21 protein-coding genes are annotated in these 22,639 nt (G+C 45.9%); 8 read left to right on the forward strand and 13 right to left on the reverse strand.

All coding sequences use genetic code 11. The annotated features are described in order from the left end of the window. Positions 1-266 precede the first annotated feature (266 nt). The 3 genes from AC0VYE_RS33155 (at position 267) to AC0VYE_RS33165 (ending at position 3,368) form a co-directional block, all read left to right on the forward strand. Positions 267-1,514, forward strand: coding sequence for a sugar ABC transporter substrate-binding protein (locus AC0VYE_RS33155; RefSeq protein WP_076266417.1), 1,248 nt, complete (start codon positions 267-269; stop codon positions 1,512-1,514). Positions 1,515-1,611: 97 nt separating this feature from the next. Next, positions 1,612-2,499 (forward strand): carbohydrate ABC transporter permease, encoded by an 888-nt coding sequence (locus AC0VYE_RS33160; protein WP_076266418.1) that lies wholly within the window; start codon positions 1,612-1,614, stop codon positions 2,497-2,499. A 20-nt stretch (positions 2,500-2,519) separates the two neighbouring features. Next, entirely contained in the window at positions 2,520-3,368 is an 849-nt protein-coding gene (locus AC0VYE_RS33165; RefSeq protein ID WP_076266419.1) for a carbohydrate ABC transporter permease, read from the forward strand. An 85-nt stretch (positions 3,369-3,453) separates the two neighbouring features. Here the strand turns inward: AC0VYE_RS33165 and AC0VYE_RS33170 are convergent, their stop codons facing one another. The 5 genes from AC0VYE_RS33170 to AC0VYE_RS33190 form a co-directional block, all read right to left on the reverse strand. Further along, positions 3,454-4,383: an MBL fold metallo-hydrolase gene (locus AC0VYE_RS33170; protein ID WP_475449811.1), complete on the reverse strand. Its 930-nt coding sequence runs from the start codon at positions 4,381-4,383 to the stop codon at positions 3,454-3,456. 276 nt (positions 4,384-4,659) lie between these two features. Then, entirely contained in the window at positions 4,660-4,911 is a 252-nt protein-coding gene (locus AC0VYE_RS33175; protein WP_076266420.1) for a GlsB/YeaQ/YmgE family stress response membrane protein, read from the reverse strand. Between the two features lie 139 nt (positions 4,912-5,050). Beyond that, on the reverse strand, positions 5,051-6,112 hold the full coding sequence (locus AC0VYE_RS33180) for a sensor histidine kinase (RefSeq protein ID WP_441958476.1): 1,062 nt from the start codon (positions 6,110-6,112) through the stop codon (positions 5,051-5,053). Beyond that, positions 6,109-6,783, reverse strand: a complete 675-nt coding sequence (locus tag AC0VYE_RS33185) for a response regulator transcription factor (RefSeq protein WP_339205592.1) — start codon at positions 6,781-6,783, stop codon at positions 6,109-6,111. The genes AC0VYE_RS33180 and AC0VYE_RS33185 overlap by 4 nt, the downstream gene beginning before the upstream one ends. A 24-nt stretch (positions 6,784-6,807) precedes the next feature. After that, positions 6,808-8,553, reverse strand: coding sequence for an ABC transporter ATP-binding protein (locus AC0VYE_RS33190; RefSeq protein WP_475445075.1), 1,746 nt, complete (start codon positions 8,551-8,553; stop codon positions 6,808-6,810). A 229-nt stretch (positions 8,554-8,782) separates the two neighbouring features. Here AC0VYE_RS33190 and AC0VYE_RS33195 point away from each other — a divergent pair, with 229 nt between their 5' ends. Both AC0VYE_RS33195 and AC0VYE_RS33200 read left to right on the forward strand, forming a co-directional pair. Beyond that, a complete protein-coding gene (locus tag AC0VYE_RS33195) occupies positions 8,783-9,772 on the forward strand; it encodes an N-acetylglucosamine kinase (RefSeq protein WP_475445077.1) in 990 nt (329 codons plus the stop codon). Between the two features lie 111 nt (positions 9,773-9,883). Next, positions 9,884-10,570, forward strand: coding sequence for a class I SAM-dependent methyltransferase (locus AC0VYE_RS33200; protein WP_475445079.1), 687 nt, complete (start codon positions 9,884-9,886; stop codon positions 10,568-10,570). A 9-nt stretch (positions 10,571-10,579) separates the two neighbouring features. Here AC0VYE_RS33200 and AC0VYE_RS33205 read toward each other — a convergent pair whose 3' ends face one another. Genes AC0VYE_RS33205 through AC0VYE_RS33215 form a run of 3 tightly spaced genes read right to left on the reverse strand, consistent with a single transcriptional unit; the run spans position 10,580 to position 13,287 of the window. Then, the gene (locus tag AC0VYE_RS33205; protein WP_475445080.1) at positions 10,580-11,197 is read right to left on the reverse strand and encodes a class I SAM-dependent methyltransferase; all 618 of its coding nucleotides are present in this window, start codon (positions 11,195-11,197) and stop codon (positions 10,580-10,582) included. A 21-nt stretch (positions 11,198-11,218) separates the two neighbouring features. Next, positions 11,219-11,794 carry a class I SAM-dependent methyltransferase gene (locus AC0VYE_RS33210; RefSeq protein ID WP_475445082.1) on the reverse strand — a complete coding sequence of 192 codons (576 nt, stop codon included), beginning with the start codon at positions 11,792-11,794 and terminating at the stop codon, positions 11,219-11,221. Positions 11,795-11,838: 44 nt separating this feature from the next. Next, positions 11,839-13,287 carry a DEAD/DEAH box helicase gene (locus AC0VYE_RS33215; protein WP_076266428.1) on the reverse strand — a complete coding sequence of 483 codons (1,449 nt, stop codon included), beginning with the start codon at positions 13,285-13,287 and terminating at the stop codon, positions 11,839-11,841. A gap of 260 nt (positions 13,288-13,547) precedes the next feature. Here AC0VYE_RS33215 and AC0VYE_RS33220 point away from each other — a divergent pair, with 260 nt between their 5' ends. Next, positions 13,548-15,788 carry a GDYXXLXY domain-containing protein gene (locus AC0VYE_RS33220; protein WP_475445084.1) on the forward strand — a complete coding sequence of 747 codons (2,241 nt, stop codon included), beginning with the start codon at positions 13,548-13,550 and terminating at the stop codon, positions 15,786-15,788. A 189-nt stretch (positions 15,789-15,977) separates the two neighbouring features. Here the strand turns inward: AC0VYE_RS33220 and AC0VYE_RS33225 are convergent, their stop codons facing one another. After that, the gene (locus AC0VYE_RS33225) at positions 15,978-16,439 is read right to left on the reverse strand and encodes a hypothetical protein (RefSeq protein ID WP_076266430.1); all 462 of its coding nucleotides are present in this window, start codon (positions 16,437-16,439) and stop codon (positions 15,978-15,980) included. Between the two features lie 133 nt (positions 16,440-16,572). Further along, entirely contained in the window at positions 16,573-16,896 is a 324-nt protein-coding gene (locus AC0VYE_RS33230) for an MGMT family protein (protein ID WP_339205605.1), read from the reverse strand. A gap of 464 nt (positions 16,897-17,360) precedes the next feature. On the opposite strand from AC0VYE_RS33230, the gene AC0VYE_RS33235 reads away from it, so the two are divergent. Together AC0VYE_RS33235 and AC0VYE_RS33240 are read left to right on the forward strand one after the other, a co-directional pair. Further along, positions 17,361-17,801 carry a DUF1641 domain-containing protein gene (locus AC0VYE_RS33235; RefSeq protein WP_054025638.1) on the forward strand — a complete coding sequence of 147 codons (441 nt, stop codon included), beginning with the start codon at positions 17,361-17,363 and terminating at the stop codon, positions 17,799-17,801. Positions 17,802-17,837: 36 nt separating this feature from the next. Further along, on the forward strand, positions 17,838-19,019 hold the full coding sequence (locus tag AC0VYE_RS33240; RefSeq protein ID WP_076266432.1) for an NAD(P)/FAD-dependent oxidoreductase: 1,182 nt from the start codon (positions 17,838-17,840) through the stop codon (positions 19,017-19,019). A 65-nt stretch (positions 19,020-19,084) separates the two neighbouring features. Here AC0VYE_RS33240 and AC0VYE_RS33245 read toward each other — a convergent pair whose 3' ends face one another. Genes AC0VYE_RS33245 through AC0VYE_RS33255 form a run of 3 tightly spaced genes read right to left on the reverse strand, consistent with a single transcriptional unit; the run spans position 19,085 to position 22,513 of the window. Continuing rightward, complete coding sequence (locus AC0VYE_RS33245; RefSeq protein ID WP_475445087.1) at positions 19,085-20,626, reverse strand: extracellular solute-binding protein; 1,542 nt, start codon at positions 20,624-20,626, stop codon at positions 19,085-19,087. Between the two features lie 54 nt (positions 20,627-20,680). Then, a complete protein-coding gene (locus AC0VYE_RS33250) occupies positions 20,681-21,550 on the reverse strand; it encodes a carbohydrate ABC transporter permease (RefSeq protein ID WP_256710802.1) in 870 nt (289 codons plus the stop codon). A gap of 18 nt (positions 21,551-21,568) precedes the next feature. Beyond that, positions 21,569-22,513, reverse strand: a complete 945-nt coding sequence (locus AC0VYE_RS33255) for an ABC transporter permease (protein WP_475445089.1) — start codon at positions 22,511-22,513, stop codon at positions 21,569-21,571. Positions 22,514-22,639 lie beyond the last annotated feature (126 nt).

Here is a 22,639-nt window from a genome sequence, read left to right on the forward strand (position 1 = left end):
AAACGTTTCGAATCAATAAGCAGGTCTGGTTCTAAAGTTGTAAACGGTAATATATTTTGTTTATAGAAACGTTTCACCACATCAATTAGTATTTCTATATACTTGTGGCGAACGTTTTTGCTGCGGCAGGGAAAGCAACATTTACCTGCTTATCAACACCCAGCTTAGGCTTATATATACGGCAAACAACAGCCGCCTGCGTGCATAACTTGCACGGATTCACAGCATAGTACTGATAACAATCATTCACACAGGAGGAATAATTAATGTTTAAGAAATCAGTGGCAACTGCACTAGCTAGCTCTATGCTGCTTATCGGCGCCCTCACTGCTTGCGGAAGCAACAACAGCAATGAAGGAGCAGCAAACGATAAAGTAACAATCAACGTATGGGGCATGGGTGAAGAAGCCAAATCCTTGCCGAAGATTGCAGAGCAATTCATGGTTGAGAACCCTAACATTAAGGTCAATGTACAAGCACTTCCTTGGGATACGGCACATGACAAGCTGTTGACGGCTGTCGCTTCCAAAAAAGGTCCAGACGTGCTTCAAATGGGAACAACTTGGATTCCTGAGTTCGCATCCGCTAAAGCGCTTATGGATATCACTCCTTACGTAACTGAATATCCCGAACTTGCTGAAGCAAACTTCTACCCAGGATCGGTATCAACGACTAAATACGAAGATGCAACTGTAGGCGTGCCTTGGTACATCGACACTCGCGTGCTTTATTACCGTACAGATCTACTGAAAGAAGTAGGCTACGATAAAGCTCCACAAACATGGGATGAGCTTAAAGATGCTGCAACAAAGCTTAAAGCTCGCGGCAAAAACAAATACGGCATCAGCCTTGATGTTAAAGAACAATCGCTACTATTTATGTTCGCTCGTCAAAACGGCTCGAAGCTTATCGAGAACAACAAACCACAATTCAACCAACCAGAATTCGTGGAAGCCGTTGAATATTTGGACAGCTTCTTCAAAGACGGCTCTGCACCGATTGATCTAGGTATGGATATTATCCCTGCATTTAAGGGTGAAGGTATCTCGCCAATGTTCATCAGCGGACCTTGGATGATTAAACTAATCAATGACCAAGCACCTGAGCTTGCAGGCAAATGGGCAACAGCTGTACTTCCTAAGAAAGAGAACAACCTTTCTTCTCTAGGCGGCTCTAACTTGTCTATTTTCCAACATACAACGCACAAAGAAGAAGCCTTGAAATTCCTTGCTTACATGAGCAAGCCTGAGACACAGCTGAAATGGCTGGAGCTTACAAACTCGCTTCCTTCCACGAAAAAAGCATGGGAAAACGAAGCTTTGACTAAAGATCCTAATGTAAAAGTTATCGGTGAGCAGTTGAACAGCTCGGAGCCTATGCCGCTTATTAAGCCATGGGAAGAAATTGCTCAAAACGTGCTATCGACATTCGAGAGAATTTACCGCGGCAAGTCTGAAATTAAGAAGGAACTTGACAGCTTCAACGCCAAAGCTGAACAAATTTTGAATAAATAATGATCGCCATCGCCGGCAGCGGTTCTGGAACAGAGCCGCTGCCGGTTCCATTAGAAATGGATAAAGCCAGGCGCTCATAGCAAAGGAAGGGTCGTTTATGAAAGGCATCTCTCAGAGTAAGGCACCGTATTTCTTTATTGCTCCAACGCTTATTTTGCTTACCTTATTTTCGTTATTGCCGATCCTTGTAGCCTTAATAATAAGCTTTACGGACATGGACTTGGCAGGCCTTGCTGACTGGTCCAATATTTCATTCGTCGGATTCAAAAACTATGTAGACGTGCTGGCTGATCCTATTTTCGTAAAAGCCATACTTAATACGTTGTTCTATGTAATCATCGGTGTTCCACTGGTTATCTTATGTTCACTTGCTATTGCGATCATGATTAATTTCGGCGCAAACCGTGCATTTAAAGCTTTCCGCGTCGTCTATTATATGCCATCAGTTACAAACGTTGTTGCCGTTGCTGTTGTATGGGGTTTCCTTTACAATCCGGCTTTCGGTCTGCTCAACTATATTCTTGATTCGATTAATCTGCCTACGGTTCCATGGCTTCAAGATCCAGTCATGGCTAAAATATCGCTTATTCTGATGGCGGTATGGAGAGGGATCGGCCTCAATATGATCATCTTCATCGCCGCGCTTCAAGGTATTCCGAAGTCTTATTACGAGGCGGCTCAGCTCGACGGTGCCAGCACATGGAAACAACTGACTTACATCACGATTCCAATGCTGCGCTTCGCGATCTTCTTTGTATCGATCACTACCATGATTGGTTGGCTGCAATTTTTCGAAGAGCCATTCATTATGACCGACGGTGGTCCACTGGACAGCACAACATCTGTGGCCCTGTTTATTTATCGGAACGGCTTCCAGCTTAGCAACTTCGGATACGCGGCAGCAGGATCATTTGTCCTGTTCATCGCAATCATTATTATTACGCTCGTACAATTCAGATTTCAAAATAAAGAAACGGATCTATAATCCAAACGGAGGTGTAATGGATGAGTTCGCAAGCAAAAGCGTCAAGCGCCTCAAAAGGCGAAAAAGCGCTCAAGTGGATACTAGGCATATGCCTCGCGGTCGGCGGGGTATTGGTCATCCTTCCTTTCGTATGGATGATCCTTTCTTCCTTCAAACCAGAGAGCGAGATTCAAAATATCCCGCCTACCTTACTGCCTGAACGCTTCACGACGGAAAATTTCAAGAACTTATTTGAGAATATGAACTTTGGCGTTTATTTGAAAAATACGCTCATTATCGTGTTCTTCTCCTTTATTGGCTTATTCCTGAATGCGATGGCTGGTTTCGGCTTCGCGAAGTACAAATTCAAAGGCAGTAATAACTTGTTCTATATCGTACTTGCTACGATGATGATTCCTGGTCAGGTGACGATGATTCCGGTCTATCTGATCCTAAATGAAATGCATCTGACGAATACGATGATCGGTATCGTATTGCCCGGACTTGTCGGCGCCTTCGGTATATTCCTGTTCCGTCAGTTCATGGCTACCATTCCAGATGAGCTGCTGGAAGCAACCCGTCTTGACGGTGCAAGTGAATTCCGGACGTTCATGCAAATCGTGCTTCCTATTTCGAAGCCGATACTTGCGGTACAGGGCATATTAGCCTTTATTGGCGGATGGAACAGCTTCCTTTGGCCGCTTATTATCGCGAACGATGAGAAGCTCTACACTCTCTCCGTTGGTCTGTCATTGCTCAAAGGGCAATACGGCGGCAACTATGCGCTCCAGATGGCTGGATCAACGTTTATGGTTGTGCCTATCATTATCATCTTTATCTTCTTCCAGAAGCATATTATTGAGAACTACGCGATCTCAGGCATCAAATAATAACAGCAGGGGCTGTCTCTAAAGGTATGTTTAGACCTTTGAAGACAGCCCCTGCTATGTCTTATAAGCATTTCAGCTATATATGCTACCGCCACCACGCCGAGGACGGATACTCAGCCGCTTGAAGCATTACAGTCTCTCCGATTTTCGGAGTCGAAATACGTGTTTTCATCTCCTTAGCTGCCTTTACCGCTCGCTCCACAGGGTCGGTCCAATCATGCATGGCAAGTGTGAATGCACCCCAGTGTATCGGAATCATAATCTTTCCGCGAACGTCCAAGTGCGCCTGTACCGTTTCTTCCGGCATCATATGGATAGCTGCCCAGCGCTCATCATACTGTCCACATTCCATTAATGTGAGATCGAAGGGTCCGTATTTGTCGCCAATTTCTTTAAAGTGAGGACCATAGCCGCTATCTCCGCTGAAGAAGATGCGTGCCTCTCGGCCATGTATTACCCAAGAGCACCAAAGCGTTGCATCGCGATCCGTTAGACTTCTACCCGAGAAATGTCTTGCTGGCGTACAAGCCAGTTGAATCCCCTCATAAGAAAACTCATCCCACCAATCATGCTCCTCTATAAGGGATGGATCTACTCCCCATCTTACCAAATGAGGCGCAACGCCAAGCGGCACAATAAAGCGTCTCACCTTATCCTTAAGCTTTACGATCGAGCCATAGTCCAAATGATCGTAATGATCATGTGAAATGAGTACTGCATCGATCATCGGAAGCTGCTCCATCTCAAACGGCAGCTTATCGCTGAATCTTTTACCGCCTATAAACGGGAACGGGGACGGCGCTTTGCCGAACATCGGATCAAGCAGCAGTGTTTTCCCGTCGATTGCAAGCAAAGCTGCAGAATGGCCAAACCATGTAAGCTTAGGCTGATGCTGCCCGGCACCATATCCATCACTCATCGACTCAACGACTAACGCTTTGCTTGGCCTAGCCATCTTATTGCCTTTCATAAATTGAACGAGCAGCTTCAGCTTCTCGCTTGTTGTCGTATCCATGGCTGTAGGAATCGCATTTATAAATTTTTTACGGCCATATTGGTTCGAACGGCTTAACTGCTGCCGCCGCTCCTTCGATTGTGCTGCCCCAAAAGCAGGGTAATACTGGAGGACCAAATACACAACAACTATGACTACCGCAATAATACTAACGAATATGAGCATGCCTTTTAACCTCTCCCCTTGCCGTATCAATATCTACACGCAGAAAAACCGCTATTGAAGTATACGTTACTACTTCAACAACGGTTTTATCAAGTTTACGTAAAGATTAGACTACGCGCGTCGTGTTCCCCGCAAGATTGCACTTAGCAGCAGCACAACTACAACAGCTCCAATGATAGCCGGGATGAGAGCAAATCCGCCCATCGTCGGTCCCCACGAGCCAAGAATTAGCGTACCTAACCAAGCTCCGATGAAGCCAGCTACGATGTTGCCGATAATTCCTCCCGGTACGTCGCGCCCAACAAGCAAACCACCTAACCAACCAATTACTCCGCCAACGATTAATGTCCATAATAGACCCATATTTTTTTGCCCCTCTCTGTCATTCGATATAGCTATGATTAACCTCATATGGCTATTTTGAAACAAAACAGTCGAGTGTAATATATGGAAGAACAGAACTCGTTGTCATTTCAAGGCACTTTCTATGAATAGCTGGCTGCTAAGTAAGCGGCAGCGTCACCTCAAAAGAAGAACCCTCATTCAACCTGCTGTCTACACGAATATTGCCGTGGTGGAGCTCAACGATTTTATGGACGATCGACAAGCCTAATCCGCTGCCATCAGCCGTTCTCGTCCGTTGCTTGTCACCCTTATAGAAACGTTCAAAGATGCGGAGCTGATCCTCCGAAGAAATGCCAATACCCGTGTCTGTAATCTTTACTTTGACCTCATCGCCTAGGCGCTCCAGTACAATCTTAATGCTCCCTTTGGCAGGTGTAAATTTAATCGCATTATGAAAGAGGTTTACCCAAACCTGACTAAGCATCTCTTCGCTCGCCGAAATTTCTACTTCCTCCAGCTCCAGTTCAAGTTCAAGTGCTTTGTCCAGCCACTGAGGCTCGCTAGCGAGCACAATGTTCTCAAGCTGTGCATCGAGCCTGTATCGCTTCGTATCCAGCTGCTGCTGCTCGGATTCGAGCGTTGTCAGCTTAAGCAGATTGTCACTAATTTTGGACAACCGCGTCGTTTCCTGCTCAATAATCGATAAGTAATGACGCTGCTCCTCAGGGCTGAGGTCCTCGCGCTGCAGCGTGCTCGCAAATCCGCGTATCGAGGTCAGAGGTGATTGAATTTCATGCGATACGTTAGAAATAAACTCCTGACGAAGCAGCTCTACCTGCTTCAGATCATGCGCCATATCATTGATGGACTGAATAACGTCCCCGAATTGACCATGAAATTTCTTGTCGCGATCCAAGGCCACATTGAAATCTCCCTTTGCCATTCGTTTTAGCGCATCGATCATTTCAACCCAAACTTCCCTCTGCTTCGGTCGTATCACCAAATTAACGATAGCGAAAAGCACAATAATAAATAAAATGCCCAGTCCCCAGTTCACCAGCTGCACTATATATTCAGGAAAGCGGACCTCATGTCTCGTGTAAAACCACTTCGTCAACCAATAGGCCAGGGAGAAGGCACTTCCGCTCAGTAGGAATACCATCGATGTAGCTCCTACAACACGCAGTGAAACTTCCCATTTTGACATTTTACGATTCATTGGAGTACCTCCAGCCGATAACCGAGTCCACGGATCGTACTGATCTTAATCGATACCTCCCAAGCGACAAAACGCTCACGCAGCCGGTTGATGTGTACATCCAGCGTTCGTTCGTTGCCGTCAAAATCATAGCCCCAAATCGCTTCGATCAGTTGGTTGCGTGTCAATGTACGTCCTAGATGGCTAACGAGCTTGAACAGCAGCTCAAATTCCTTCGGAGGAAGCGTCGTATAATCCGAATGAATCTTCACTTCATAAGTCTGCCGATCGAGCATAATCTCCGCTACGGAAACCTGCTGCGACACCGCGATTCGGTATCGCTTCAATAGCGCTTTAACTCTGACAGTCAGCTCCGCGGGATCAAACGGCTTTACTAAATAATCGTCCGTTCCGAGGTGAAACCCTCGCACCTTATCGCCCATTTCTCCCTTGGCCGTCAGCATGAGCAGCGGAATATCGTACTGCTCCCGCAGCTCACGGCACAGCTCCCAGCCGTCCATATTCGGCATCATAATATCCAATATGACCATATCTGCCGGAGAGGCTTCCATTTGAGCAAGCGCCGATTGCCCATCCGGAGCCTCCTGCACGCTTAAAGCCTCTTTCTCCAAAATAACCCGAACCAGCTCACGAATATGCGGATCATCGTCTACAATCAGCACATAGCCCATTTCTCCACCCTCTTCTCTGCTTTCTTAAGAAGCCGTTTTATTCACTCGAAGCTGTCCATTAGCGAATTCTCGATACATGGTATGGCTAGCATATAATTGATCATGCGTTCCTACCCCGGTAATGACGCCTTTCTCTAGGAAGACGATCGAATCCGCATCAACAACCGTCGACAAGCGATGGGCGATAACGACAGTCGTCCGTCCGATCATGAGATTTTTGAGCGCGTCCTGCACCACTTCTTCTGACTTGCTGTCGAGATTAGACGTCGCTTCGTCGAGCATAAGGATTTGCGGATCACGCAGCAGCGCTCTTGCAATGGCAATCCGCTGACGCTGACCACCCGACAGCTTAATGCCGCGCTCGCCAACTTCGGTTTCATAGCTCTCAGGCAATGCTTCAATAAAACCGTCTGCATAAGCCATTCGTGCAGCCTGCTCGATTTCCTGCTGCGTCACCTCATGCGTCAGACCGTAGCATAAATTATCTTTAATCGTGCCTGCGATAATCGGGCTCTCCTGCGAAACGTAGCCAATCTGGCTGCGCCATGAACGCAGAGACGCTTCTCGGATGTCCGTTCCACCAAGCCTAATCGCCCCGGATGTCGGGTCGTAGAACCTCTCCAGCAGCGAGAATAGCGTCGTTTTGCCGCTGCCGCTCGGGCCGACCAGTGCCGTTACTTTGCCCGCTTCAATCGTCAGGCTCACATCCCGCAGGATTGGCTCATCGGGCTTATAGGCAAACGATACATTTTCCACCTGCAAGGTCTGGTCCATCTGAGTTACTTCCTTGCCATTATCTTGATCTTCTTCATCGGATTCTAATATACCAATAATGCTGTCCGTCGCGCCCATTGCCTTCTGAAATTGCGTAAAAAATTGTGAGATCTGCGTAATCGGCAGCATGATTTGGAACAGGTACATAATAAAGGCGACTAACTCACCCGCAGTCATCTTACCTGATGATACTTGAACACCGCCAAAGCCGATTAAGCATACCAGCAGCAATAAGATGATAAAAGTGACGATTGGCGAAATAAGCGCCTGCATGCGTGCTTCCTTTAAACCAAAACCAAACAAATTCTGAATGCCGACGCGTCCTTGCTCATATTCAGCAGGCTCGGAGCCGGATGCTTTGACCAGCCGAATCTCCGACACCACACGATTTACAACGGATGTAAACCTTGCATTCTCCGCCTGCGTGGATTTGGATATGCTGTACATTTTCCGCCCAATTGGCACCATAATGAGTGCGGCCAAAGGAAAGACGGTTAACATGATAAGCGTCATCTGCCAGTTCATATAGAAAAGAATTGACAATGCACCGATAATGGACAAAATGCCTGTGAAAAAACCAGTTACATGCTCCGTAATAAGACCCTTCAGCAGCGCCGTATCATTAGTCAGCCGACTAATCGTATCGCCGGAGGATTTGTTGTCGTAATACGGGACTGGCAAGCGCAGCAGCTTGCTCCATAACCGCTCTCGGATAGACGAGACGATCTTATTGCCGCTGTAATGCAACAGGTAAACAGACACGCCTCCAGACACAACCTGCGCGATAAAAGCAGCCGCCATCCAGACAATCTGCCCCGTGCTCAATGACCCCAGCGAGAAGCCATTAACCATATTTTTTGTGAATAGGGGTATGGTCAAGCTAACAAGCGTCGTAATGACGCTCAAAATAACCGCAATAGACAGCATCATCTTCGGGGGATTCGTCTCCATAATCAGCCCTATGAATCGCTTGACGTTGCTATTTTTATTTTTCATCAGTATCACTCCTGTATCTCTCTATTCTCTCCACTACAGTTCCTACTTTACCTTGCCTGTTTAAACGCAATATAAACAACGAGGCTATCGCTGCGTATTTAAGCAAGCCATTCTCACTTTTTGTAATCCACCACTTCCTCTATATGGTAAATTGAGGTAAAATAATGCGATAGTTTGACCAAGCGTTCGTTCGACGCCTCACAAGCCACTACGAATAGGAGAGCTGCCTATGCATTTGCAAGAAGAGCAGGTTGTAATTGGAATAGACGGCGGCGGAACTCATACCCGCGTCATGGTGTGCAGTCATAGAGGACATGTGCTTTCATATTTGGAACGAGGCTCCGCCTCTATTTACAAAGACGAGAGGGCAGCTGAAAATGTACAAGAAGCTATTACTCAAGCACTGCAGCAAGCTGGCCGCACTCCCTATCATGCGCTCGCGCTGGTTGCCGGTATTGCAGGCTTCGATTCGCCATCTGACCTCGAATGGATTCAGACATTAACAAAGCTTCCGGGGCTTACCTGCCCGATGTGGCATGTGAACGATGCGGTCTCGGCTCATAGAGGCGCATTAATGGGTGAACAAGGCATCGTCGTTATCGCTGGAACAGGCTCGATTATCGTAGGCATGACGGACGATGGACAAATGATTCGCAACTATGATTTTCACCATTACGCAGCTAGCGCAGCGAGATTTGTTGCCTATGATGCTGTATATGAGATGCTGGCTGGCAATTGTGATGATACGGACCGTGAGCTTCGCGAAACCATGCTTGTTCATTGGAATGTTTCAACGGCCCAGCAGCTTGCTGATATAGCCAAAAAAGGATTTGCGGATGATCGCCGTGCGCGAGACAAGCAGTTTGGGAAGTTCGCTCCTGCGGTTACTGAAGCTGCCGAGCGTGGAAGCCCTCTCGCTATCCGCGTGTGCAACCGTGCCATCGATCAAATAAAGGTAGGCATCGAAATGATTGCTGCCTCCTTCTATAGTGAAGAAGTTGCTGTTACCTTCACAGGCAGCGTTGCAAACAGCCCTTATTTTATTCGCGAGCTGGGCGAGCAGCTTCGGCAAGGAAACAACAAGCGCTACACCGTTGTTCAGCCTAAATTCCCGCCGGTAGTTGGCTCTATTTTACTCGCGTTGAAGCAGTTGGATATTGCCATAGATGATGACGTTATCCATAACCTAAGTGAATATACATTTGAGACTGCCGAATAGTAGCTTGATCCCACGTGGTGAATCGTTTACAACATGGCTATTGACCTTTCCGTTACGTATACCTTTAAGCTAGGGAGGAATCATTTTGAACCCTACTGAGGAGGAATTGCAATGCCAGACCATGATGTGATTTATAAGGAGGAAGCGGCGCGGTATCATGAATTAATCGCGAAGCAGCCGAGCGTGCAGCATTGGATCGAAGAGATAAGACCAATTAGAGGATTGGATATTGTAGATCTTGGTGCCGGCTCCGGCAGACTGACTGCCGTACTAGCCGATCAGGCCAAAACGATTGTTGCGCTTGATGCGTATGAACCTATGCTGCACGTAGCGGCAGAACGATTACGTTCTGCTGGCTGTACGAATTGGAGAACGCAGGTTGCTGATCATCGCGAGCTGCCTCTTGCGAGCCAAAGCGCGGATCTCATCGTTTCCGGCTGGAGTATTTGTTACTTAGGCAGCGATAATCTACCGAACTGGGAGCAGAACATACGGCAGGTTATGAGCGAAATGAAACGTGTGCTCCGCGGTAACGGAACCATTATTATTTTTGAAACGATGGGCACTGGCTATGAAGCACCAAACCCGCCTGACTTTTTGAAAAAATATTACGCTGCACTCGAGCAGGATTATGGATTCTCGCACAAATGGATACGAACGGATTATGCCTTTGACAGCGTGGAACAAGCGGAGCAGTTAACACGATTCTTCTTTAGTGATGAATTAGCAGATAGGGTAGCGCGGGACAAGCTCGTCCACCTTCCCGAATGCGCTGGTATTTGGTGGCTTCATTTGTAATCAAGCGTATTAGCCTGACTTTTTCACACACCAAGTAGTCATGCAGCGTTTGTCTGCTACGATAACGGTTTTGAGCGGCTCGAATAAATGCCCGCTCAGCTTTGCCGTCATTCTAAGCAGTTTTTCCTCCGTAACCAGAAAACGTCTGCTTCCGTCAGGAAGCAGATATTGTCCTTCACCAAGCGGCTGCATACGGGACTCCATACCAATGGAGGAGGCCAACCTAGCGAACAGCTTCCCGCCTGGCTTAAGCACGCGCCACAGCTCGTCAACCATTTGATCAAAATGCTCCTCATTATCGGCAAAATGCAGAACTGCGCTGCTAATAATAAAGTCAAAGCTGGCATCGGCGAAGCTCATCTGCTCTACCGCCTCCACGCGTGCCTGCTCTTTCGCCCATTTAGGAGCTATCAAGTCCGCTAACCGCTGCAACTCTTGAATAGCCGTTTCTGATCGATCGATTGCATAAACGTCATAGCCGCTGCGAAGCAAATACGTCAGGTTTCTCCCTGAGCCGCAGCCTGCATCAAGAATACGCATATCCTTTGTCAGTGATCCCTTCAGCAGCTGATCAAATAAATAAATATCGATGCCGCCAAATTGCTCCTTCAATTCCATCTCCATCATTTGCTCCTCCTTCTATGATGTTTACTTTACCTTGTATACATATACCTTCGTCCGATACATATCACGACAAATAAGGGTACGCTCAGGCTCCCAGTCCGGCAGCGCAAAACATACGCTTATGACATGTGCATCCGGCTTTAATTGCTCGTGAAAAATCGGGCTTAAACGCCGCATCGCCCCTGGATACAAGTAACACACAACCATATCCACATCCCGGTACGAATATGTGTACAAGTCGCCCTTTTTGAACGATACATTCGTCCGATTTTCGAGTTTCGCAGCCATAAAAGATATCCACATGGGGATAACTGAATTTTCGATCCCGATGATTCGTAAGTTTCTGCTGGCTCTCCCCACTTGAAGCGCAAGCGTACCCCAGCCAGAGCCCGCTTCCACCATAACGCCGCGGCTTTGCAGCCGTCTGATCTCATCAACTACAACGCGTCGCACCGGCGCTGAGGAAGGCATAGGCGATATGCCGTTCCGCCAGCTTGCATATACGATGGACAGCAAGGCAATCAGCACGATAGCTGCCACGACCAGCAATACATTCTGATAGATGAAGCTTTCCACGATGATCCCCCTATCTTGTTTCATGGAGGATTCCGCTTTATTTCCCTAGTGTGAATCCGCTCTGTTAGTTAAGACTTATTCCCTCTGCGAACCTTCAGCTGCTTGCCCTTCACTGTCGTATTTCGCATAACCTCCAGCACTAGCGAGCCTTTGCCATTCAAAATTTCAACATCGGTAACATTATCCAAAATCGTAATAATACCGATATCTTCCGCGGACACGCCTTCTATTTTGGCAATGGTTCCAACAAAATCGACCGCTCTAAGCTTCTTTTTCTTGCCGCCGTTAAAGTTAAGCTTCATAATCTGTTTGTTCAGCTGCTCGCGCTTGTCTTTTTTGAGAACGGGACCGATATTGAGCTTCTGTTCAAAATCTTCTCTGCGAAGGTCAACCGCTTCTTCTGATGGCGCCTTCGCTTTGTTAATGCTAAATCCGATGTAGCCTTCTATTTCAGCTAAGCGCCTTGCATCCTTAGATGCTGCGAAGGTGATCGCTTTACCCGTTTTGCCAGCCCGTCCCGTTCTGCCCGTACGATGAACATAACTTTCCTTCTCCAGCGGAATATCGAAGTTGATGACATGCGTAATATTCGTAATATCAATGCCTCGCGCTGCTACATCTGTTGCAACCAAATATCGGAATTGCCCTCTGCGGAACGCATTCATTACTTCAAAACGCTCATCCTGCTCCATGCCGCCATGGATGCGGTCGCACGGATATTCGAGCTCCGCCATTTGTCTGAACACTTGATCTACATTCTCCTGTGTCCGGCAAAAAATAATACAGCTGTCCGGATTTTCGACGATCATCACGTCTTGGAGCAGCTTAAACTTATCTGCTTCCTTCACCTCAATAACCGAGTGCTCAATCGTAGCAGTCGTAAGCCCCTCTGCCTTGATCTCTACTTGTACAGGAGTGTTCATATATCTATGCGCTAGCTTAGCTACATCCTCAGGGAACGTTGCAGAGAACAGCATCGTCACTCGATCCGTAGGCAGCTGCTGTATAATAGCTTGTACCTGCTCGATAAAGCCCATGTTCAGCATTTCGTCTGCTTCGTCGATGACTAGATATTTGATTCGTTCGATGGGGAGTGTTCCACGCTCAATATGATCATGTACGCGTCCAGGCGTCCCTACGACCATATGCGTTCTTTGCTTAAGCTCCGCTCTTTGGATATGGAAAGGCGCTTTACCGTAGACAGCCATCGATTTGATCCGCTTGAAACGGCCGATATTTGTAATGTCCTCGTTGACTTGCAGTGCCAGCTCCCTCGTTGGTGTCAGCACAAGCACCTGAGGCTTGTTTTCGTTCCAATCAACCAGCTCGCATAATGGTATCCCGTAGGCTGCCGTCTTGCCGCTGCCCGTTTGTGATTTAACGACCAAATCCTTTTGCTCAAGCGCAACCGGAATAACCTCGCGCTGCACCTCCGTTGGCGTTTCGTAGGACAAGCTCTCCAACGCTCGAACGATTTCTTGACTTAACGCATAATCCGCAAACTTTATTTCACTCATCTATAGACCTCTTCCGCACTTTAGTAGTTAAATCTTTCGTAACCTTAAGAATAGCATAATAACGACCCATTTGATTCATAAACCTTTGTACAGCCCAGCTTTCAAAATTTATTTGTTAGATCAACCGCTAAATCGGGTTATATCGTATAAGAGCTTGCTTCGCTCTAAGCTAGGCAGTACTACAAAAAGTGAGTACTAGTTCACTTTAGATTGGGTCATTATAATAAAAGCCAGATCAACTAGAAAGGCTTGTGAGTGCTATGCTTCGATTAAATGTTGCACGTGTTGGATTTCTAATGGGCGTTTCACTTCTGCTTGCTTCCATCATCTATTTCTTCGCGGCGAACTGGGGCGGCCTGGTCCGCGCCGATAAAATTCTCGCGTCTGCCGGCATCATGGTGTTATTCTATGGCGCAGCTTTCGTTTTTTCCAAAATGAAAATAATGCTTGGGCATCACTATTTTTTGTCTGTTACTTTTCTAGTCGGCGGCTGTGTCGCGTTTGGCGTGGCGGTTGCCCTTCTAAATCAAATATATAATTCACATGCGGACACCTATGAGCTGTTTCTCGTTTGGTCCATTCCTGCTCTGCTGCTTGCGTTCATTACCCGCTTTAATCCTTTTTATATCCTTGCCTATATACTCGTTCATCTAACCCTGTGGCAATACTTTTTCCCAAGCGCGTATTCTATCGTCCATAGCGACCAAGAAATTTTGCTGATTGGCTGGTTATTTGCGCTTATCAATCTTATTCTATTCGCATTAATAGAAGCCAAACGTCTCACATCAGCGCCGCTAAAATATATTAGCTTTATTGCCTTTCATATTTCTTTGCTCGTCTTGACAAGTTCCGATCTATACGAACATTATGGCGCATGGATGAACGTCGCAAGCGCTGCGGCAATCGCGTTCGGATTCTATTATTTCGCCCAAGTGCGTCTGGACAAAATGATGCTTACCCTTAACGCGCTGGCTGCTTCCGCTTTCGCTGTATTTAAATATTTCGAGCTGATGTCCGAGCATTATTCCACCTTATTTTTTATATTCGGACTCCTCTTTGTCGCTTTATTACTCACAGCCAACGTCTTTTTCTTCCGTTACTTAAACAAGCTCGGCAAGCATCAGTCAAGCTCTAATGACCGAGCTGACCAAGCTTCCCATCCGTCAGAAGAACATAAGAGCACTCTTGTTGGCAAAATCGCATTCACAATCGTTACCGTAATCGGTGTTTTGATTGGCAGTATCTCCTTAGTAGGCTTAGTACTATTAGCCGCTGGTGAAATCCCGCCTGAAAACATTTTATTTGTAGTGTCACTGCTATTTATTATTCCAACACTGCTGCTGACGCGCTTAAATACGGCTGTACGCTACACCGTGCTTACGATTGGATATATAGCTGGACTTATCTCTACCGCTTGGATTGATACTTCAGCCTTGTCTATTTTTTTCATAGCGGTACTGCTTGTCGGATGGTTCAAATGGCAAGGAAGGGTACCGCATTTCTTTATCTACACCTTACTGAATATCAATATCGCTATTCTTCTGTTTCAGTTATTTGGATCTGTTCATAATGCGGCTTCCTTCATCGTGTTCATCGTAACGTCGCTCAACGCAGTCATTTACGCAAGTCACCATCTGCTCAGAGAAGGCGCCTTCAAGATTCATGTTAGAGAATGCGGTTGGTTCTTTACTTTGCTGCTTCTATTTTGGCTAACCTTTATGGATAACATTTTCCCTTACTCATATGAGCTATTTAATATATTGAATTTCATTGTAGTTACGATCGCAGCCTTTCTATTTGTTAGGCGCAGCCAAGCCCTTGAAGCAGCCATAAGCTTCGTATTCTGGTTCATCTTCCTTGCGTTCAAATATTACGACTTGTTCTGGACGTTATTGCACAAGTCGATTACACTCGCTCTGCTTGGCGTGATTATCATAGCAGCGACATATATTTACGCCTATAGAACACGTGCAGCAGTGTCTGAACAAGCAGACTCATTCAGCCGATTGCTGCGCAGAAGCCCCGCTCTCATTGCAATCGTTGTAGTGCTGCAGCTCGGTTATGTCGGTTACCATGCCGCAGTAAGCGAAATATTGCTCTCGAGCGGCACTCCGATTAAGCTGGCCATCGTGCCGCTTGATCCACGGTCCATTTTGCAAGGCGATTATGTAGCGCTCCAATACAATATTTCGGCACCGCCAGATCACATCGCTCAGGAACTGGAAAGACGTCCAAGCAACAGCCGAATTAAGGTCGTGCTTCAACAAGGAGCCGGCGGCGTATACAACTTGGATCGTTTATATAAAAAAGGTGAGCCTTTAGCTAACAAGGAAATCATTATTAACGGTTCCACTAGCGGCTGGAGAAACATCCAGTACGGCATAGAATCTTATTTTGTACCCGAAGGCACTGGGCTGGAAACGGAGCAAAATGCCCGCTTCGCGTATGTAATGGTTGGAACAAAAGGCGACGCTATCCTAGAGAAATTAACGAAGGAATAGCGCTGTATATTTGACCTCCAATAAACAAAAAAGAAGCAGGACCTATACAGCGCAACAGCGCTGTGGAGGTCCTGCTTCTTTCAAAATAGAAAGAAATATTACATTTACTTCTACTTCGCTTATATTTGCCCAACAACGCTGCTTCCGTTTGCTGAGGACGTTGAAGGCTTTTTTTGCATACTCATTCGATTATCCGTGCATCAATTTGTTCAATTCCGTAAATTCCTCTAAATAACCGTTTCTCTCCAGCTCCATTAATGCCTTCCGAATGCTGGTCTCATCCTCGCCAGATTGATCTGATAGTGCTAAGAGCTCAGGCAATGTAATGTTTTTATGCTCCTTGCAATACGTGAGCAGCCCTTTGGCTGCCCAAGATAAGCGATCATCCTGGAATTCACCGATCATTTTACGGAACAATTTATGTGGGATTAGCTGCTCGTCAACTAAGGCTTGCATCGCTTTTATTGCAAGTTTTGTCGTCATACGGCCTTTTTTGGCAACCTCGTCTAAGGTGAGCGATGCGGAATCCGCCGTGCTTGAGCTGAGTACGATATAAATCATTTGCGAATAAATATCCAAGCTTTGGTTATAAAAGATTTCGGTGGAAACAGTGAAGTTTCTAACGTTTCCCGGTGTAATTTCTGTTGTCATGTTCTTTCTCTCCCTTCCGAATGGTCTATACCATAATAAAGGTTCGGATACGGGGTTTCAAATGGGGCCTCATTAGAAAAAGTTAATCGCAGTCGCTTAACCGCGAAGAAACATAATTTTTATCTAGGTAAGGTCATCTTTCTTCTTCTCTTTCCGGATTGTAGCGGTATTTTTCCAAATCAATTCGCCCGTCCTCGCTCGCTGCAACACCTTCCTCTTTTAAATAAAAGATCTGCATGTAACGAGCTTCCTCCTCTTGAATCGATATCTCCCCTTTTGCATTAACAACTCTGTGCCAGGGAAGATTATAAATGCCGCTCATCGAATGCAGAACTCGGACAACCTGCCTTGCCCCCCTGCGATTGCCAGCCAGTTCTGCGACTTGACCATACGTCATTACGGTGCCTTCCGGAATCGCCTTAATGATGGATACAACTCTTTGCGTATAGGGCTGCATATTAGAACTCCTTTAGGTATGTTTAGGTATGTTTTTAATCATTGTTTTTTATTATCATAACTGAATTGCGCTTCATTTACGCTTGTTGAACGATAAAGCGTTTAAAATCACGGTACATCATTCCATTTAATATCCATAAATTGGATGATTAATCAACGAAAAGCAGCTATATGCCTGAATGTCAGGAATATTCCAAATCTTTTTACCGAAAGCAATAAATTTCTTTTTAACTTTTGGTGAAAACGATGTAGAATAGAAACAAAGGGTTTAATCCGATTACGTCATACGCGCATTCACATCCTTCTGCCTCACGCAGAAATAAGACTGTTACGTCCGCATAAACATTTTTCGAATAACTATGTGAAAAGTGTAACAATCTTTCAGGATGCATCTTTAACTTTAGCGGCTGACACAATTGAGACTACAACTTACTTTCAAATTTACGTAAAGGAGGACATTCTATTATGTCACAACCATCTGCTGGACAAGAGGTTGCAGCTAGCCTCGTCGAAGAAAAACAAACGTTGGATGTACTTGATCAATTGATGAAGCCGGAGGTTCAAGAGTCTCTAACTGTACTCGTGGACAGCCTGCCTAAATTAGCTGAAATGGTTACTCTAATGACCAAAGCTTATGATTTTGCACAAAACATCGCTACAGACAAAGTGTTGATCAACGATTTCGCTCAAGGTATCGGTGAATTCGTTAAACCGGTTCAAGAGAAAGCAAAAGGTATCGCAACAGCAGCTATTGAAGCTGGCGAGCGCTCGCAAGAAGCGGCTAACTCTTCTGTTGGCCTATTCGCTATGTTGAAAATGCTTAAAGATCCGGAAGTTCAAAAAACGCTTCGTTTCGCGCAAGCTTTCCTTAGTGTTTTGTCTGAACGCAAAAACGATAAAGTATAATACACCGAATACGTATAGAACGAACGGAGGATGAACATGTCGAAGCAAATACTAATTCTTGGTGGCGGTTATGGCGGTCTTCTTACTGCTCTAACAGCACGCAAACATTTGACTGCAGCAGAAGCTAGCATCACAATCGTAAACCGTTTTCCAACTCACCAAATCATTACTGAGCTGCACAGACTTGCTGGGGACACAATCGCTGAGCAAGCGGTCGCTCTTCCACTTAGCAAGCTTCTAGGCGACAAACAAGTTAACATCATCGTTGACTCGGTTAAAGAAATTAAACCTAACGAGAAGCAAGTGGTTCTTGAAAGCGGGCAAGTGCAAAAGTACGACACTCTTGTTGTAGCACTTGGAAGTGAAACGAACTACTTCGGCATTCCAGGATTGGAAGAGAACAGCCTTGTTCTTAAATCCGTTGCTGATGCTAACAAAATCCGCAAGCATGTTGAAGATCGTCTTGACGCTTACAAAAAATCAGGCAACAAAGCTGATGCAACAATCGTTGTTGGCGGCGGCGGCTTGACTGGCGTTGAGCTTGTTGGCGAATTCGCTGACAGACTTCCTGAGATTTGCCGCAGCAAAGGCATCGACTTCAATGATATTTCGCTGTATTGCGTAGAAGCCGGCCCTGCCGTTCTGCCAATCTTCCCGAAAGTATTGATCGATCGCGCTGTAACAAGCCTTGAGAAACGCGGTGTTAACTTCATCACTAGCGTAGCGATTACAGAAGCGACAAAAAGCTCCGTATCGCTTAAAGACGGACGTACGATTGAATCCAGCACAATCATTTGGACTGGCGGCGTTAAAGGTAATCCAGTTGTCGGCAGCAGCGGTCTTGCAGAAGACCGTGGTCGTTCACTTGTTACACCAACGCTTCAATCGACTTCACACGCTGATGTATTCCTTGCTGGCGACTGTGCAGTTGTATTCCCAGAAGGCAGCGAACGTCCTTACCCTCCAACAGCTCAGCTTGCTTGGCAAATGGGCGAAACGGTAGGCTACAACCTAGCGGTTCAAATCAAAGGCGGCGTTATGGATAAGTTTGTACCTGTATTCTCCGGAACACTGGGCAGCCTTGGCCGTAAAGATGGCGTAGGCACAATCGGCGGCAACGCGACTCAGCTTAAGGGCTTGCCTGCTTCCCTTATGAAGGAAGCTAGTAACGTTCGTTACCTGTCGCATATTCACGGTTTGTTCGCACTAGCTTACTAATATACACAAACAAGAAGAAGGAGGGCAGCAGCCCTCCTTCTTTTTGTTATATCCATCAGCTAACCTTACTTCTGCAATGCCTGCCATTCTTTAAATTGCTTCTGATATTCAGCGACGACCTTATCAAGACCAGCAGCCTTTAAGCTTTGAAGAGCTGCCGGGAAGTATTTATCGTAGGATACCACGCCCATTTTAATTGGAATGATCTTCGATTTCACTTCGGAAAGCACATTCGCATATTCAACAGCAATCGGCTCCGTATTTAGGCGGAAACCAAGAACAGGTGAGAATTCCACTGGATTCGATGGCTCTGTCGTTTGCATTTTTAAATAATCTTCCGGCGTTTTCACATCAAACAACATATAGTTAATGTTGCCGATCATCCACGAATCAAAATAATACGATTCATCATTCGCGTCACGAATAAATTCTGCCGTACGCTCGCCTACCGCTTTGTAGTGCGTGCCTTCTTCCCCATATAGGAACAGGTTATGGTTATCCTTATTGCTGTACAGCCAGTTCAAGAACATAATAGCTGCTTCTGGGTGCTTCGATGTAATTGGAACTGCATTTGTATTTCCGAATGCCAAGTATTGAAGCAGCGGTTTCTCTTCTGCCAAATAACCCTCGCCTACTTTTGCCTCTGGGTTATTTCTTGCAATTGCGATCGAAGAGTACAAAGCACCGTTCGTGCTGTAAATAAAATCGCCCAGTGTCATGGCTTTGTCGCGCTCTTCCTTCTTATACGTCAAAATATCAGGGTTAATCAGCTTTTTCTCATAAAGTTGGCGGAAAAACTCTGCATCTTTTTTGAATTCTTCACTCTCGAGCCACGAGCTTATATTGCCCGCTTGATCGACCTTAATGATTTGTTCGCGGTAATCTACAAAAAATGGCCATGAATCGTACGTACGATGTAAAAATACTGGCGTAACATCCGTTTCCGTTTGAATATATAATTTCTTGCCGGAAGCCTGCTGCATCTTCTCAGCCGTTGCGATAAGCTCGTCCGACGTTTTTGGGAAAGGCATACCTACTTTATCGAGCAAGTCTTGGCGGAAGCCAAGCGTACCCATCTCACCGCTGCCTGAGGTCTCATAACGCCATACAGCCGGGACGGAATAGATTTTACCATCGATTTTCGCGGCATCCCATGCGTAGTCAGGAATGATTTTTTTCAGCTCTGGACCATACTTGTCAATGAGCTCATCGAGCGGCTGAAGCGCGCCTCGCCCAACATAAGAGCCTGTAGGCACGGAGCTGTTCTCCATAACATGAAGCATGTCAAACTCGTCACCTGTGCTCAGCATTAGGTTGGTTTTCTGATCCCAAGCATCCCAAGGGATAAAATTTATTTCCAGCTTAACGTTAACACCGTCAGCCTTCAGTTTTTCGTTTACTTTTTGGACAACCTCATCGGTATGAGGTTTGGCTGTACCCGGAATCACGTATTTCAGCGGCAATACTTCAGCGTTATCTCCTTCGTTTCCACTGGCATTGCCATTTGAACCCGCTTTGTCTCCCGCATTACTGCAAGCCATCATAAGAACGAGCATCATAACAATAACCAAGCTTGCCGGAATAAAGCGCAACTTCCTGTTGTTCATCTTGATTAACCCCTCTCTGAATCTTTAATTATATATGGCCCTAAGGCGACATATCTATCCTTTGACTGCTCCAACGATAAGACCCTTGATAATAAAACGCTGCAGGAACGGGTAAAGCAGTACGATAGGACCAATGGTTATGATAGCTACCGCCATTTTGAATGATTCGGTCGGAATCGTTATGTTGGAAGTAACCAAGCCCTGCATCTGGTTCACCATATTGATCTCGGATTGCAGCTTATACAATAAATATTGCAAAGGGTACAAGCTTTCTTTGTCTACCAGCATGATCGCGTTGAACCAATTGTTCCAATAACCTAATCCGTAAAATAAAGCGATCGTTGCCAGTACCGGCAAGGATAATGGAAATACGATGCGAAACGCGATATAAGCATCGCTTGCTCCGTCGATTCTTGCGCTCTCTAGTAGAGCTTCTGGCAGCTCCTGCATGAAATTGCGTACGAGAAACAAATTAAAAGGACTGAATATTAAAGTCGGTACGATAAGGGCAAGCAGATTGTTTTTGAACCCTAAAAGGTCATTCATCATGTACCAAGGCACAAGGCCTGCGTTAAAGAGCATCGTGATGAAGAAAAACAACGCAATTGGATTGCGGTAACGAACCTGTCGATTGGCAAGCATATAACCGGCCATTCCCGTGATGACGACTGCCGCTAAAGTACCAATAACCGTGACGCCGATGGAAACCCCATAGCTTTGCAGCAGCTGATCATTACTGCCGAATACCGATTTATAGGCTTCTAATGAAAAGTGATCCGGTATAAAGCTGTAGCCTTTTCTCAGGATAGACTCCTCATCCGAGAAAGACACGATGAGAACGAGCAGGATGGGAAGCGTACAAAGCAGTGCGAACAACAATACAAAAAGCGTATTAACGATTTGAAATACATCTATTTTTTTCAAGCACATTCCCTCCTTTCCTTAAAACATCGCGCTATCTTTATTGAATTTCTTCACAATCCAGTTGGCAGATAGAACAAGCACAAATCCAACGACAGATTGATACAATCCAATTGCCATTGCGATCGCAGGATTGCCCGATGTACGAAGCGTTCGGAACGTATACGTATCGATAACATCCGTTGTCGAATAAAGCATGCCATTGTCGCCGATAATGGCGTAGATCATTCCGAAATCGGAGTAAAAGATTTTGCCGATGGCAAGCAGCGTTAGAATTGATACCGTCGGCATCAACATTGGAATCGTAATGGATTTAATTTGCTGCCAGCGATTGGCTCCGTCGATTTTTGCGGCCTCATACAAGGAGTCATCAATTGCTGTAATCGCTGCTAAATAGATGACGGCGGACATGCCTGTCTCTTTCCAGATGCTGAGACCGACCAAAATCCATGTCCATGGCTTAGGATCGGAATACCAATTGTGCGGATCAAAACCAAACGTCTCCAGCATGTTGTTGATAAGGCCATGCTCGGTTGCAAACAAGCTGTAGACGATGTAGCTGACGATAATCCACGATAAGAAATGCGGGAACAGCAGCGTCGATTGCGATACTCGCTTAAATACGCGTGAGCGAATTTCATTCAATAGAATAGAGAATGCCAGCGCGACAATCGTCCCAAATAAAATAGATAAAAAGTTCAGCTTAATCGTGTTCCAAGTGACCATCGCAGCAGCCGTTGAGTTGAAGAAAAACTCGAAGTTTTTCCATCCTACCCAGTCGCTCTCGAAGATGCCCTTTGTATAATTGAACTTTTGAAAAGCGATAACCATATAAGGCAGCGTCATATAACCGTATACGAATGTGTAAAGCATCGCCGGCAAGACGAGCAAATATGAAATCTTGTTCCGCTTAATGTCGGTAAAAAAAGTGTATCGCTTTTGCCGTTGACCTTTAGCCTTGCTCACAGCAGCATCTCCCTTCATGATGATTTGTTTGTTTTCGGTGATTTCAGTATGCGCCGCGGCAAGTATCGCTGAATAGTTAAAATCTTGATAAACCCTTTAAAATCAAGGCTTTTGGGGACTATAAAA

The organism is Pristimantibacillus sp. Z349TD_6, assembly GCF_056173205.1.